This window comes from Streptomyces dangxiongensis (assembly GCF_003675325.1).
In the GTDB taxonomy this organism is placed as follows: Bacteria; Actinomycetota; Actinomycetes; order Streptomycetales; family Streptomycetaceae; genus Streptomyces; species Streptomyces dangxiongensis.
Genome location: NZ_CP033073.1, coordinates 4,920,372 through 4,933,705, shown reverse-complemented (window position 1 = coordinate 4,933,705; position 13,334 = coordinate 4,920,372). Strand labels below are relative to the sequence as shown.

At 68.1% G+C, this 13,334-nt stretch carries 12 protein-coding genes; 5 read left to right on the top strand and 7 right to left on the bottom strand.

From position 1 onward, the window contains the following. Positions 1-182: 182 nt before the first annotated feature. From yidC to D9753_RS22165, 3 genes are all read right to left on the bottom strand, one after another. On the bottom strand, positions 183-893 hold the full coding sequence (gene yidC, locus D9753_RS22175; RefSeq protein WP_121788574.1) for a membrane protein insertase YidC: 711 nt from the start codon (positions 891-893) through the stop codon (positions 183-185). A 97-nt stretch (positions 894-990) separates the two neighbouring features. Continuing rightward, complete coding sequence (locus D9753_RS22170) at positions 991-1,314, bottom strand: DUF6412 domain-containing protein (protein WP_121791223.1); 324 nt, start codon at positions 1,312-1,314, stop codon at positions 991-993. A 47-nt stretch (positions 1,315-1,361) separates the two neighbouring features. Further along, positions 1,362-1,901 (bottom strand): winged helix-turn-helix transcriptional regulator, encoded by a 540-nt coding sequence (locus tag D9753_RS22165; RefSeq protein WP_205614229.1) that lies wholly within the window; start codon positions 1,899-1,901, stop codon positions 1,362-1,364. 153 nt (positions 1,902-2,054) lie between these two features. Between D9753_RS22165 and D9753_RS22160 the strand changes: the two genes are divergently transcribed. The 3 genes from D9753_RS22160 to D9753_RS22150 all read left to right on the top strand — a co-directional run bounded on the left by D9753_RS22160 (position 2,055) and on the right by D9753_RS22150 (position 5,515). Continuing rightward, a complete protein-coding gene (locus D9753_RS22160; protein WP_121788572.1) occupies positions 2,055-3,446 on the top strand; it encodes an MFS transporter in 1,392 nt (463 codons plus the stop codon). Positions 3,447-3,666: 220 nt separating this feature from the next. Beyond that, positions 3,667-4,686: a tetratricopeptide repeat protein gene (locus D9753_RS22155; protein ID WP_121788571.1), complete on the top strand. Its 1,020-nt coding sequence runs from the start codon at positions 3,667-3,669 to the stop codon at positions 4,684-4,686. A 343-nt stretch (positions 4,687-5,029) separates the two neighbouring features. After that, positions 5,030-5,515, top strand: a complete 486-nt coding sequence (locus D9753_RS22150) for a very short patch repair endonuclease (protein ID WP_240468239.1) — start codon at positions 5,030-5,032, stop codon at positions 5,513-5,515. Here the strand turns inward: D9753_RS22150 and D9753_RS22145 are convergent. The 4 genes from D9753_RS22145 to D9753_RS22130 all read right to left on the bottom strand — a co-directional run bounded on the left by D9753_RS22145 (position 5,487) and on the right by D9753_RS22130 (position 10,927). After that, complete coding sequence (locus tag D9753_RS22145) at positions 5,487-6,770, bottom strand: DNA cytosine methyltransferase (RefSeq protein ID WP_121788569.1); 1,284 nt, start codon at positions 6,768-6,770, stop codon at positions 5,487-5,489. The genes D9753_RS22150 and D9753_RS22145 overlap by 29 nt on opposite strands. Positions 6,771-6,929: 159 nt before the next feature. Further along, a complete protein-coding gene (locus D9753_RS22140; RefSeq protein ID WP_121788568.1) occupies positions 6,930-8,735 on the bottom strand; it encodes a DEAD/DEAH box helicase in 1,806 nt (601 codons plus the stop codon). Next, positions 8,732-10,165, bottom strand: a complete 1,434-nt coding sequence (locus D9753_RS22135; protein WP_121788567.1) for a ParB N-terminal domain-containing protein — start codon at positions 10,163-10,165, stop codon at positions 8,732-8,734. Before D9753_RS22135 ends, D9753_RS22140 begins: the two co-directional genes overlap by 4 nt. A 60-nt stretch (positions 10,166-10,225) precedes the next feature. After that, positions 10,226-10,927, bottom strand: coding sequence for a hypothetical protein (locus D9753_RS22130; RefSeq protein WP_121788566.1), 702 nt, complete (start codon positions 10,925-10,927; stop codon positions 10,226-10,228). A gap of 449 nt (positions 10,928-11,376) precedes the next feature. Between D9753_RS22130 and D9753_RS22125 the strand changes: the two genes are divergently transcribed. Then, the gene (locus D9753_RS22125; RefSeq protein WP_121788565.1) at positions 11,377-12,231 is read left to right on the top strand and encodes a hypothetical protein; all 855 of its coding nucleotides are present in this window, start codon (positions 11,377-11,379) and stop codon (positions 12,229-12,231) included. Between the two features lie 316 nt (positions 12,232-12,547). Beyond that, a complete protein-coding gene (locus tag D9753_RS22120; RefSeq protein WP_121788564.1) occupies positions 12,548-13,315 on the top strand; it encodes a transposase in 768 nt (255 codons plus the stop codon). Positions 13,316-13,334 lie beyond the last annotated feature (19 nt).

Below are 13,334 nucleotides of genomic sequence, written 5' to 3'. Positions count from 1 at the left end.
GTAAGGGCTGGACGATCCTCCAATTCCGCCGTCCACTTCGCAAGACCCTGTTCACGGACTGGACCGGGTCGGCCCGGACTGGACCGGGACCGGCCCGGCCGGACCGTGTCCATGACCATGGCCACGGCCATGGCCTGCCCAGCGGAACGGCGGGGTCCGTTCCGCAGGACAGCCGGGCCCGCTCAGCGGGCCAGCAGGGCCTGTTCCGCGGCGCTCCAGGCCGTGCTGGTGACGACGTACAGGGCGGCGGCGAGCGGGACGACGGCGACGGTGACGAGCGTGAAGAAGGACAGGAACGGCGTCACGCGGGTGACCGCGCCGAGACCTGGCACCGCGTCACCCGCACCCGTCGGTATCGGCTGCTCGGCCATCGTCCGCCGGGCACGCCGGTAGTTGACGGCGGCGACGGCCGCGACGAGGACGAACAGGCCGGCGTAGACCAGCCCGGCCGGACCGAACACCCCGCCGTCGGCGAGCGCGTCGGACCAGCGTCCGCCGAGCGGTGCCGCGAGGAGCCGGTGGGTGAGCAGGCCGTTGCTCTCGCCGCCGACCGTCGAGCTGGAGAAGAGGTGGTAGAGGACGAAGAAGGCGGGGAGCTGGAGCAGGCCGGGCAGCAGGCCGGAGAGCGGCGAGACCTTCTCCTCGGCGTGCAGGTCCAGCACCGCCTGCTGGAGGCGCCGCGGATCGCCGGCGTGCTTCGCGCGCAGCGCGGCGACTCTCGGCTGGAGCGCGGCGCGGGCGCGCCGGCCACGGGCGGCGGCCCGGGACAGGGGGTGGACGAGGAGCCGTACGAGGGCGGTGAACAGGACGATCGCGGCGGCTGCCGCGGAGGCGTGGAAGAGCGGGGTCAGCAGGTGGGCGAGCTGCTCGACCAGGTGACTGACAACGGACATGGCTGAGCCCTCCGGGGGTCTCGTCGTGCCGGAAGTGAAGGGAGATCGGCAGGACGACCCGCGCGGGGTCACGCGCAGACGTGCGGGAGAACGTGCCCTACGCGACGGTCGCCGGACCGGCGCATCCCGGCGCTCTGGGCCGCCGCCGGCCGCGCGCGTCGGGGTCGCGCTGGGGCAGGAAGGCCGTACGGCGGGCCCGGTCGCGTATCGCCTCGCGGACGCGGGTGGGGAGCACGGCGGGGACGCCGCGGGCGGCGAGCAGGGCGCTCACGGCGAGGCCGGCGGCGACGGTGGCGGTCGCGGCGAGGGCGACGGCGGTGGTCAGGCCGCCGGTGCCGAGCAACGCGGCCTGGAGCAGCAGCAGTTGCACGAGGACCGACGCGAGGACGAGGGGACGCGTGACGACGGCTCGGCTGCGCATCGACACTCCCCCCTTCCACCTTTTCAGCCGATCTTCGTCGGCCTTCTTCAGTATGCCGGTTGCACCGGATCCGGCGCCAGGGGCTCCAGCAGCCGTTTCGGCCGCAGCAGCGCCCTGCTCACCGGATCCGCCGGCGCGGGATCGAGTCCCGGCCCCGGCACCATGACAACGTCCGGGACCGGCACGAGAGTTCCGCACCCCGCGCACATTCCGTACGGCCCGACGTCCCCGCCGCAGTCCGCGTGCCGGAACGAGCGCTGCCGGGTGTCGTCGACGTACTCGCGCCCCCACTGGCCGAGGGCGCGCAGCGCGGGCCAGAGGGCGATGCCGCGCTCGGTGACGACGTACTCGTCCCGGGGCGGCGTCTCCTGGTAGCGGCGCCTTTCGAGGACCCCCTCCTCGGTGAGCGTCCTGAGGCGGGCCGAGAGGACGGCGCGCGGGATGCCGAGGTGGACGAGGAAGTCGTTGTAGCGCCGGACGCCGTAGATCGCGTCGCGGACGACGAGCAGCGTCCACCGCTCGCCGACGACCTCCAGCGCGCGGGCGACGGCGCACTCCTGCGTCGCGTAGTCCTTGCCCAGTGCCATGCCGTCCACTGTAGCCATCCGACAGAAGTAGGTTCAATGAATGAACCTGTGGTGTTACGGTGACGTCGACAGGTCGGTTCACTGACCGAATCGACAGCCCGCAGGCCTCGGCGGACAGGGCGGAGGCCTCGTACGGACAGGACAGGACAGGCCATGACCGGTCTCGACGCGACCACCCCCGCGGCCGTACGCGGCACCACCGCTCCGGACGCCCCCGCGCGCCCCCGCGCCACCCTCGCCCTGACCAGCGCCGCCACCGCCGTCGCCCTGATGACGTACACCGCCCCGATGGTCACGCTCCCGGACACCGCGGCCACCCTGCACACCCCGCTGTCCGCCCAGGCCTGGTTGCTGAACGGCACCCCGCTCGGCCTCGCCGCGCTCCTGCTGGTGGCCGGCAGCCTCGCCGACGACTACGGCCGCCGCCGGGTCTTCCTCGCCGGCACCGTCGCCCTCGGCCTCACCACCGCCCTCGGCGCCCTCACCACGTCGACCTGGCTGTTCACCCTCGCCCGCGTCGCCCAGGGCGCGGCCAGTGCGGCCCTGCTGGCCAGCAGCCTCGGCCTGCTCGTGCACGCCTTCCCGAGCCCGCGCGGCCGGCTGCACGCCACCGGCGTCTGGGGCGCCTTCGTCAGCGGCGGCATCGCGGTCGGCCCGCTCATCGGGGGCGCCCTGCCGGACTGGCGGACGGTCTACGGCGTCCTGGGCGCCGCCGCCCTCCTCGTGGCCGCGCTCGGCGGCCGGGCGCTGACCGAGTCCCGTGCCCCGCGCGGCGGCCGGCCGGACATCCTCGGCGCCCTGACCTTCGGGCTGGCCCTGGTGGCCCTGATCGCGGCCCTGACACTGGGCCGCGACGGCTGGCTGCGCGCCCCGGTGGGCCTGCTCCTCGCCGCGGCCGCCTCGCTGGTCGCCGTGTTCGTCGCGGTGGAACGCCGGACCGGCACCCCGATGATCGACCTCGGCCTGCTGCGCCGCCCCCGCTTCCTCGCCTCCTCCGCGGGCGCCCTGTTCACCGGTCTCGCGGTGATCGGCCTGTTCAGCTTCCTGCCGGCACTGCTGCAGCAGGCGCTGCACCTCTCCCCGCTCGGCACCGCCTGGCTGTTCCTGCTCTGGGCCGGCCTGAGCTTCGTGGTCGCCCTCCAGGTCAAGCACCTGGCCGGCCGCGTCTCCCCGCGGGTCCAACTCGCCCTCGGCTTCGCCCTGCACGCGATCGCCGTCGTCACGATGCTCGGCGCCGTCGGCTCCGGCTCCTGGACCCGCCTGCTGCCCGGCCTGATCACCGGCGGCATCGGCAGCGGCCTGCTGAACGGGGCCCTGCCCCTGCTCGCCGTCGAGTCCGTGCCCCGCGAGCGGGCCGCGATGGGCTCCGGCGCCCAGCAGACCTTCCGCTACATCGGCTCCAGCGCCGGCGTGGCCCTGACCATCGCCCTCGCCACCTCGTCCGGCGACCTGTCCCACGGCGCGAACCTCGCCCTGCTGGTGTCGGCGGGGCTGGCGGTGACGGGCGCGGCGACCGTACTGGGACTACGGGAACGGGCGGCGTAACCGACGGGGGGCGGGCTTCTCAGGTCGGGGCGCGTCGCCCCCGTACCCGAGCCGGAGGGGAATCCTCCCCCTCCTCATAACAGGACACTCGAGGTGGACGGCGTCACCGTACGACCGCATCCGCGCATCGGCCGGAAGTCCCCTCCCAGGCAGCCCCTGTCCTCCTCCACGGCCCCACCGCACCTCACCTCCGTCACCGGCCGGCAGTACGGTGTCCCCCATGCGCCCCGACACGCCTGCCGAGAACGTCGACCACACCGCCGAAGCGGCACGCCTGGAGCGGACCGCCGGCCTGTACCCCGAGGACGCCGAGGTCCTCCTCCTCCGGGCGGCGGCCCACCTGGAGCTGTCCGGCGACCGCCCCGCGGCGACCGCTCTCTACGACCGCCTGCTGTCGTCCGCCCAAGGCCTGGACAACCCTGCCCTGGTCCGTGCCCTGAAGGCGTCGAACCTGTGGGAGTACGACCACGAGGCGGAGGAGGCACGGGCGATCATCGAGGGCCTGCGCACGTCGGCCCCGCGCGACCCGGCGCCCTGGGTGATCATCGCGGAGGCACTGGAGGCCCACGACGAGCTGGAGGCGGCGGAGGAGACGTTCACCGAAGCGGCCCGCCTCCTGCTGACGGACGCGGCCGAGCCCGCTCCCTCCACCCACCCCCTCCTCTACGGCCGCCACCGCGTCCGCCGCATGCGGGGCCTCCCCCACGACGACTGGGACGCCCTCGCCGACACCCTCCACACGTCCCCGGTCACCCTGGACGAACTCCACGACCCGAAGCGCGTGTGGTCCCTGGGCTCGGACAACCCGGCCGAACTGGCGGCGGAGATCTCCCGCCTCCGCGCGGAGCTGGGCGCCTACCGCGAGGCGCTCTCCCGCCCCTTCCCGGTGGCCGTCCTCCACTGGCCGGCCCCCGAACTGGCCGAGCTGCTCTCGGCGTATCCGACCCTGACCTCGGAATACCCCTCCCACGAGACCCACCTGTCGACCATAGAGACCTCCCTGCGCGAACTCGCCTCCTCCGGCACGGCCAACCTGGGCATCGTGACCGGCACGGTCCCCTCCTACGAGGCCTTCGCGGCGTCGGAGGGCACCTCACCGGAGGACACCACGCTCCTCCCCCAGTACGCGACGACCCTGGCAGCCCGCGGCCGAGCCATCGCCTGGCCGCCACAGCGGGGGGCGGAGTGCTGGTGCGGGACGGGATCGGGCTATGCGGAGTGTCACGGGACGAGTACCTGACACAGCCAGGCAAAGACTGTTAGGCAGACCGCCCGGCCGCCTTCCTCACCCACCGTGCCCCACTCGGCGTATGCGCGCCGCCTTCCCGTGCCATTACTCAGCCAGCCTCCGGCCCACCGGCCTGGTCTGCCCGTGTCCGAGCCGCCCGCTCGCTCCTTCCCGGGGCGAGCGGGCCGGGTGAAAGGTGGCCGCGAGACACAGCGGAGTGAAGCGCCCCCGACGCGGTCCACGGGAGTACGACCTGATCAGGAAGCGCGTGGCCCGTGTCTGCCTCCGTGGGCGGCGCATCCCTCCGTAAGGCCGCCTGTCCCACGCCGTCTGGCGCCGGACTACCCTCTTCGATGTGTCTGAAGCTTCTGAGTGGAAAGCCCCCGAAGGTTCCTGGGCCTCGTCAGCGGCACGTCGGCGCAACATGCAAGCGATCCGCAGCCGTGACACACAGCCCGAGAAGCTGATCCGTCGGCTTGTCCACGCCCAAGGACTCCGATACCGGGTGGCCGCCCGGCCCTTGCCGGACCTGCGCCGCACAGCCGACATGGTGTTCCGGCGCGTTAAAGTGGCTGTCTTCATCGACGGCTGTTACTGGCATGGCTGCCCGGAACACTACGTCCCACCAAAGACCAACTCCGACTACTGGTCCGAAAAGGTCATGCGCAACATACGGCGCGATCGCGACACCGATCAGCGACTGAAGGAAGCGGGATGGCTCGTCCTCCGCTTTTGGGAACACGAGCCGTCGGAAACATGCGCCCAGCAGATCGCAGAAACAGTAGCTGAGCGCCGATCGAAACCGCGGGACCTTAAACCGGAAACACCATCTGCTCAGTAGGCATGGACTCACTTCCGCCGTCACCGGTATCCATCACATAATCCCGGAGCAACTCGTTACGAGCCTCCGGGCGCAGAACGGCGGCGATAGCCCTTCCCACCGCTTCCGCAACCGGCGGAGGGAAGGCGTTACCAACCTGGCGGTAGCGAGCTGTCTTCCTGCCTTGGAATTTCCAGCCTTGCGGGAACCCCTGTACCACGGCCGCCTGCTGAACCGTTAGCATCGGACCAGCCGGCCTGAAGAGATCGCGTTTCGGGTCACACTCGTGCGGATCGTTCGCCAGGCCCATCGCGTCCACACCGAGTGCCGCCCACGCCCGCTTGGCACGCGTAGGTCCAAGGTCAGCACCACCATGTTTCCGTGACCCTCCCACGAGAGTGGGTGCGATACCCCGGCCTGCAGCTTTAGCCCTCTGAGCAGCGTCACGCCAGTCTTGATAGATGGCCGCACCTGTTCGTTCGCCGCGTTCGGCGGGCGCTCCATCCTCATTTTTATTCCAGAATTTCCGGCAGCGCTCCTTCATGCTCTCGTCGAGAGCATCGAACACTGTCACCTCTGCATCATGGAGCCTGAGAGGCCATTGGAATTCAACAGGGCTTCCGTCCAGAGCATCCTTATGAATCGCAACCAAAATGGCACGGGGACGCAACTGGGGAACACCGAAGAACTTCGCATCCATCCTGCGCCAGACGCTGCGCATGACGTAATCCTGCTTCTCCGCTGACCAATGGTCCTCAACCCTGGGCACTACATACCCATAGGATCGCAGCGTGTTCAGAATGTCCCTGCGATAGTCAATGAAAAACTCGGGGGGCTCAAGAATGCCGCGGACATTCTCAATCATGACAGCTCTAGGCCTCAGCTCATCGATGATTTTGAGCGCGTCCGGGAAGAGATCCCGCTCATCATCCTTTCCCAACCGCTTTCCGGCGAGGGAAAAGGGCGGACACGGCACGCCGCCCGCCAGGAGATCAAGCGTGCCCGACTTTACAGGCAGACCATCATGAACTGCTGAGCCCAAAAACTCTTTCACGTCCATCGGCGTGAGCCTCTGGGCCCGTTGCTCGTCCCATCCGGGCCAGCCTGCGACGTTGGCCTTCAGGGTCTCAACGGCATGCGCATCCCACTCAACGAGAGCCAAGTGATCAAAACCTGCCGTATGCAGCCCCACAGCTTGCCCGCCTGCCCCCGCACAGATCTCGACGGAGGTCAGGGGCGAGGTGAACTGCGGACGCTCGCGGCCGCTGGGGCGCATGGCGCTCCTCCCGGAAGTGACTCAAACCGACATCAAGTGTCCCAGAGTCATTGCTCATGCGCTGACCCTTGGTCCCTTGGTCCCATGAGTCTCCCATTTACTCAGACCTCCTGGCCCCCGCCCGATACGGCCGGGGGCCAGTAAGTCCGACCGTCGGCGTCAGCGGCTGCCCATGTGGCGCAGCAAGGCCTCCATGTCGCTCGGTGCCAGTCCTGCCGCGACTGCCGGCTCCTCCTCAAGGTCTGCAAGCTGCTGCACTGTGGGATCGTCAAGGATCTTGCCCATGAACTCCAGCTTCTGGTCGAGCCGTATCTCGACCACCTCGTCGATAGTGCCTCGGGCGGCTAGCACTGTGACACGGGTCTCCGCGTCTGGTGCGAGGCCCAAGCGATGGATCCGGTCGAGGCTCTGGAGGAAGCGGCCGGCCATGAAATCCCTGTCCACGTAGATCGCGTCGTGGCACACGTGATGGAGGCTGATCCCCTCGCCCAGAGTCGCTGGGTTCGAGATCAGCACCATGCAACTCGGATCCTCACGGAAACGGCGCAGTTGCTCATCCCGGTCAGGCGTACCGCCGTACACGACCGCGGGGCTGTACTTCTCCAGCATCAGCGCCAAGGTTGTCAGGCTGCGCACGAAGGTCGTCCAGACCAACGTCTTGCGTCCCTGTGCGGCGTTCTCAGCAATGATCGCCAGCGCTTCCTTGTACTTCGGGGACAGCTCATAGTCCGGAAGGTTCTGCATCAGCGAATACAGCGAGCTGCCGGACGGGATCTCGAGCGGAGGAAGCTGGTAAGCCAGTGGCTCATACCTGGTGGCCCCCTCCAGCAGCAGAGCTGGACTGGTCGCCGCCATCAGCAGACGCAGCGCCGTCTTGCCGAGTGCGCTGAGATCGTCGCGTGCGGTGCCGTTGGACATGCCGCCCACCAGCGAGCTGTAAATCTCGGCGTGCAGGTCCGGCATCTCGACGTAGCGCATCCGCAGGGTCATGGGCGGCAAGCCGAGCTCCTGCTTGGTTGTCCGAGTGAACAGCGGCCGCAGGACCGTACTCGCGTAGGCAAGGTCCCCGCCCGCCACCGCCCGGGTCACCGTGCGCTGCCCGTGGCCCGGCCAGACGAAACCCAGCAGGTTCTCCAGGTCTTTGGAGCCGTTCGGCGCAGGCGTACCAGTCAGGATTAGCCGGCGTTCCGCAAGCGGGCCCAGCGCCATGCATGCGGCACCGTACGTGCCGCGCGCACCGAGCTTCATCCGGTGGGCTTCATCAAGGACGATCATCGAAGGGGCGGACTTCAGCCAGTTCGCGAGCAACGGCAACGAGCGGTCCAGACGCTCGTAGTTGACGATGAGGACCTCGGCCCACTCATCCAGGGAACCGTCAAGCACATGGGTGCGCAACGGGTAGCTGAAGCAGACGGCGGTCTCGTACCGCCACGATTCGTACGCTGACTTAGGGCAGACAACCAAAAGTCTGCTGGCGCTGCCCTGAGCCCGCTGGGCGGCGTACACAGCGAGCGCGACACGGGTCTTGCCGGCGCCGGGGACGCTGAAGTTCGCCCCGTGCCCGAGCGAGAGCAGCTTGGCGACGTCCCGGCGCTGGAAGGCGTTGAGGTCTTCCTTCCAGATGCCTCCGAGCATGCTCAGCACGTCATCTGCGGCGACCTCCGGGCGTGCTCCGGAACCGGCCAGCCGCTCCTCGACCAGCCTGGAGTCCTTGACCACACCGGATACGAGGTTCCGGAGTTCCGGAGCCCACTCGACACCGGCGGGGTTGGGCCAGCTGCTGAGGACGGGCAGGTTCGCGAGGAGGTCGTCCAGCGCCAACGAGGCAGAGAGCGGGCCTAGCTGACCGCCGGTACGGAACCGGGCGGCCAGCTGGACGAGGTCCTGCCGGTACTGGTCGGTAGTCCGCAGGACCACACGGGTACGCGAGTCGTCGAACCCCAGATGCAGGGACGTTTCCGTCACCGGGTGCCCTCCGCGGTGGCAGCAGCGAGAAGCCAGGAGACGCCGTCGCCGGGGTTCGGGATGCCGCGTCCGGCCTGCTGAGCGAGCTTGCGCAGGCTGCTCTGGAGCTTGAGCACGGCTTCGTCGAAGGCCTCCTCGTCCAGGCTGTTCGAAGTACGGGCCTGGACCAGCTCGATGACGCACTGGTCAATGCTCGCGCAGGCGTCCGCGAGCCGGGCCGGCGCGAGCTGCTTGCGCTTGCGGATCCGCGCGTCTCGACCGTGACTGTCGATCGCCCTGTCGAAGGCTTCCCTGGCCTGGTCGAGCAGTGCCTGGGCCGAAGCCTTCTCGCTGTCAGGCAGTCCCGCCGTCGTATTGCGAACAGTGGCGGCCGCCCGGAGGATGCGGTCGTTCAAAGCGCGGGCCGCCGACACAGCCGACGAAGCAGCCGGCACGTCAAGGTCCAGCCCGGGGATGGAAACCGACTCCGGCTGTGCAGCCATGGGGCTCTCTGCCAGTTCTGCCGGCAGTACCTTCTCCAGATACGCCTCCTCCAGGAACACTTCGTCGATGTGACGCACGTCCGTCTTGGAAAAGTGCAGCAGGATCGCCGCCAGACGGCGCTCCTTCAGGATTTCGGCCTGGTCTCGGTCCAGGTTCTCCAACTTCACGTAAAGTCGCTGGAGTTCCTTGAGACGCTCCTGCGCGCCCTCCCAGTCCACCAGTCGCAGCGCGACGCCCCCGCCGCTCGCGCTGCGGTCGTTCAGCTCCTTGATCACGCTGAGGATCCACCGCTCCTGGTGGTACGTCGCGGTCCGGATCCGGAATTCCTTGGCGATCTGCTCAGGTGTCCGGCCCAGCGCAGCCTGTTCCTCCATGGCGAGCAGCCTGTTGATGTACGAGTAATCGCGCCGCTGATCCTGGCGAAGCTGAAGCGCCAGCTCCACGGCGTCGATGTCGGCCTGGGTGAACGACGAGGGGAGTACTCCCACCCGCATCGACTGCTTGCCGAGCTCTCGCAACGCGACGGCGCGCGTGTTGCCGTTCACCAGTACGCCGTGATGGGTGACCAGCCCAGGGTCGTTCTGGCCGAACTCCCGGAGGTCGTCCTTCAGCTTGTCGAAGGCGGGGTCCCGCAGCTCCGGGTCGGACGGCATGGCCTGCAGCAGGCAGCGCAGGTAGTCCTGGCCGGCCTCTCCGAAGGGATCCGTGTCCAGGTTCCGGTCCTGGTCAGGCTTGTGGGTGCGCTGGGCTCGAATTCTGTGTGTACCAGGGTTGAGATAGAGGTCGGCCAGCGGAAGGTCCACCACGTCGACATGGATCTGCTGCCCGTTCCAGTCGACCGTCACAGTCTCCCGGGTGCCTCCAGCGGCCTTGGCCTCCTCCACCCTCTTCTTGATCAGCTCACTGAACTGTTCCGCACGCGGCGGCGGCGGGAACTCCCGCACCATGTCTCTCCCCTTCCCTCTCTGTCGCCGGTCTCTTCAGCCGCTGTTGCCGGTCGCTCCGGATCAGCCGGCCATGTCATCAATGGCCTGGGCCACCGCCGCACGCGACTCCTCGGGCAGCGTCCGGTAGATGCCCCACACCTTTTCCAGCGGGCTGAATGAACGCTGGTCGGCGTCGATCCACTTGGCGAACAGGCGCTGCTCCAGTGGAGCCAGCGACCTCACGAGTCCCAGCAGCGCTCCAAGGTCGGCCTCCCGGTCAGCGCCACCCCCGGCCCCGCACCTCTTGCACTCGGTGACGAGCTGGTGCTCGACAGTTCCGTCCGAGTGGAGCACCTTACGCCGGGATACGTTGAGCTTGGCAAGCTCGATTCCACCGCCATCCTCGTACGCCTCGCCGGCCCCGACGCCGCACGACCGGCACAGGTGGTTGTCATCCCGGAGGGCCTTCGCACGCTGGGCGGGGGTCAAACTGGTCTTGTGCTTCGGCGCCTTCGACTTGCCGGGGATCCAGACGTCAGCGCCTCGGGTCACAAACCTCTGTTCCTGCTGGTGCAGGGACGGGTCGTCTCGGCTCGTATCGATGCGCCAGCCGTGGTCCCGCAGGTCGCGGAGCCTCCGGTCGATCTGCGAGACATCCGGAAACGCCTCGCGCAGCTGCGCCTTGGTGAAAACTTCGCCCTCTCCCACCGCAGTGAGCAACCACAGTGCAGCCCGCACCATGGTCCCGAACTTCTTGTCCTGATAGGACGGGAATTCTTCCATCACTAGCCTCCGTCAACTCGCCAGAACGTGCCCTTCGGACACGCTGTCGCTTTTGTGGAACATGCAGCGGCCGCTTCGGCCGGTGCGCACTCAAGCCTCGTACTCCGCAGCTTTCGCTCCTCAGCGGCTCATGAAGCAGCTCACACCATGCTCGGGAAGGAAGTCCAGCCTTTTCGCTCTTGCTCGGGTCAAGCAAGTTTCCCGCGCTTGACTTGCTCGCAAAATGGCAAGTCGGCTCGTCAAAAAGCAAGCGCTGTAGGGGTGTTCGGTCCAGGCGGGTCGGGCACAATTGCCCGACCGGGGACAAGCCTCGCGGACATGCTTCTTGTTGGCATCTGTACAGCTCAGGAAGGCAGAACCACATGACATCAGGGGGAAGCCACCCACCCGCGCAGGGTTGGTTGGACAGACCGCTCGACGCCAGCCGTCGCCCACGGAAGTGGCGGCTTGTGAGGCACATCAAGCCGTTGTTGTGCCTGCTGCAAGCGACGGGCTCTGCCGAATCCGGCAGTAAACCGCGAACTCAGGCAGAGCTGGCAAAGCTCCTGCACAGCAATCCGACGTCCCTGTCACGGTTCGTGAGCCTCGCCGATCCGCGAATCCCCAGCCCAGTCTTCATCAAGGACCTGTACAAAGCGGCTCATTCGGAGGCAGCCACCACCGGCCATGACCTCGGCGTCACCCTTGAAGCCCTGCAGGATCTTCGCACCAGTGCGGAGGGCGAGAGGCGTGGCTGCCAGCAGTGCGTTGAGCTGGGTGAGCGAATCGATTCGCTCACCCAGCAGCTCAACGCCCCCTGCCCCTCATGCGTGGCCTACCAGAAGGAACAGGAGGAGAGCGTCGCCGAGGTAGCGGATCTCCGGAAGAGAATGGCCGCCCTGCGGGCCGAAATGCAGGCCATGGAGACCATCGAGGCCGGCCTGCAGGTACGTCTGGCGATGGCCAAGGCTTCCCGGACTCCGCTGCCGGTCCCCCGTCGGCAGAGGGACCGGCAGCGGAGCAAGCAAGAAGTGACCGCAGCACGCCAGCTGACGGCACGGGCCGGGGAGCTGGACGCTGCCGGGAAGGAGAACGAAGCTCTCGGTCTCCTCCACAGGGGCACGATTGAACTGCTGACCCCGGCCGAGACCGCGCTGGTGATAGTGGAGCTAAGACAGCAGAAACGAGATCACCTGGCAGACAACCTGATCCACGTCTATAGCCGAGACCAGGCAGACCGGCCTGTCATGGCAGTTGCAATGGAGCTGCATGAGGAAGGAGCGGTGGACGACGCCGGCGCCGTACTGCGGGCGGCTCTGAGGTAGCCCGCCGGCGGCACACAAATACACCCACCGCTGCCAGTGGTGCCCTTGATGCACGTCAGGCCGCGTCCGCTTCCGCCTTATAGGGCAGCTGAGCCAGGTCGAAGGCTGCCGTTCAAGTCGTGGCCTCCGGCAGCGGTCCACTTCACCTGAGGAGTGCCCCTTCCCTGACGACGAGCAAGACCCTAGACAAGTACCATCGCCCCAGGTCAGATGCACTCCTCGCTCATTTGATCAGCCATCGGGCAGCCCGCCACGTGAAAGCGCGAGGCTAAAGGTTGTCCCGTAACCGGTGGTGCGGTTGGTGCGTTGGCTGGGCATGGGTGGGGTGATCTCAGCAGGTGATCCGAAGTGGATCGAGCCGTTTGCGGGTCTGACCGAGGTGCAGTTCGCCAGGCTGGTGGCACTCGTACGGCGTCGCGGTGGCGATGTTCAGCGTGGCCGGCCGTGGCGGCTGTCGCTTGAAGATCGGGTGTTGCTGGTGGCGACGTACTGGCGCACGAACCTCACGTTGCGGCAGGTGGCGCCGTTGTTCGGAGTCTCGAAGTCCGCGGCTGACAGGATCCTCGACCACCTCGCACCGCTGCTGGCGGTCTCCCCGGCCCGCCGGCCACGCAAGGACACCGTCTACATCGTCGACGGCACCCTGGTGCCCACCCGTGACCGCACCATCGCGTCCTCGAGCAAGAACTACCGGTACTCGACCAACCTGCAGGTTGTCATCGACGCCAACAGCCGCCTGGTCGTGGCCATCGGCCTCCCGCTGCCCGGCAGCCGCAACGACTGCCGGGCCTTCACGGTATCCGGCGTCGACCGGGCTTGCCGCGGAGCCCCGACCATCGCCGATGGCGGCTACCAAGGCACCGGTCTCCTCATCCCGCACCGCAAACGACGAGGTCAGAGCCGCCTCAGCCCACAGCAGGAAGCAGAGAACGCCGTCCATCGCCGGGCCCGTGCACGGGTCGAACACGCCTTGTCGCGGCTGAAGAACTGGAAGATCCTGCGAGACTGCCGACTCAAGGGCGACGGAGTTCACCAGGCCATGCTCGGCATCGCCCGGCTGCACAACATGGCCCTCATCCGATAACTCACACCCCATACGGGAC

Excerpts from the sequence above, each read along its gene's own strand:
- D9753_RS22160 (WP_121788572.1), top strand. The coding sequence starts at position 2,055 with ATGACCGGTCTCGACGCGACCACCCCCGCGGCCGTACGCGGCACCACC.
- yidC (WP_121788574.1), bottom strand. The coding sequence starts at position 893 with ATGTCCGTTGTCAGTCACCTGGTCGAGCAGCTCGCCCACCTGCTGACC.
- D9753_RS22155 (WP_121788571.1), top strand. The coding sequence starts at position 3,667 with ATGCGCCCCGACACGCCTGCCGAGAACGTCGACCACACCGCCGAAGCG.
- D9753_RS22120 (WP_121788564.1), top strand. The coding sequence starts at position 12,548 with ATGGGTGGGGTGATCTCAGCAGGTGATCCGAAGTGGATCGAGCCGTTT.
- D9753_RS22135 (WP_121788567.1), bottom strand. The coding sequence starts at position 10,165 with ATGGTGCGGGAGTTCCCGCCGCCGCCGCGTGCGGAACAGTTCAGTGAG.
- D9753_RS22165 (WP_205614229.1), bottom strand. The coding sequence starts at position 1,901 with ATGGCACTGGGCAAGGACTACGCGACGCAGGAGTGCGCCGTCGCCCGC.
- D9753_RS22130 (WP_121788566.1), bottom strand. The coding sequence starts at position 10,927 with ATGGAAGAATTCCCGTCCTATCAGGACAAGAAGTTCGGGACCATGGTG.
- D9753_RS22170 (WP_121791223.1), bottom strand. The coding sequence starts at position 1,314 with ATGCGCAGCCGAGCCGTCGTCACGCGTCCCCTCGTCCTCGCGTCGGTC.
- D9753_RS22145 (WP_121788569.1), bottom strand. The coding sequence starts at position 6,770 with ATGCGCCCCAGCGGCCGCGAGCGTCCGCAGTTCACCTCGCCCCTGACC.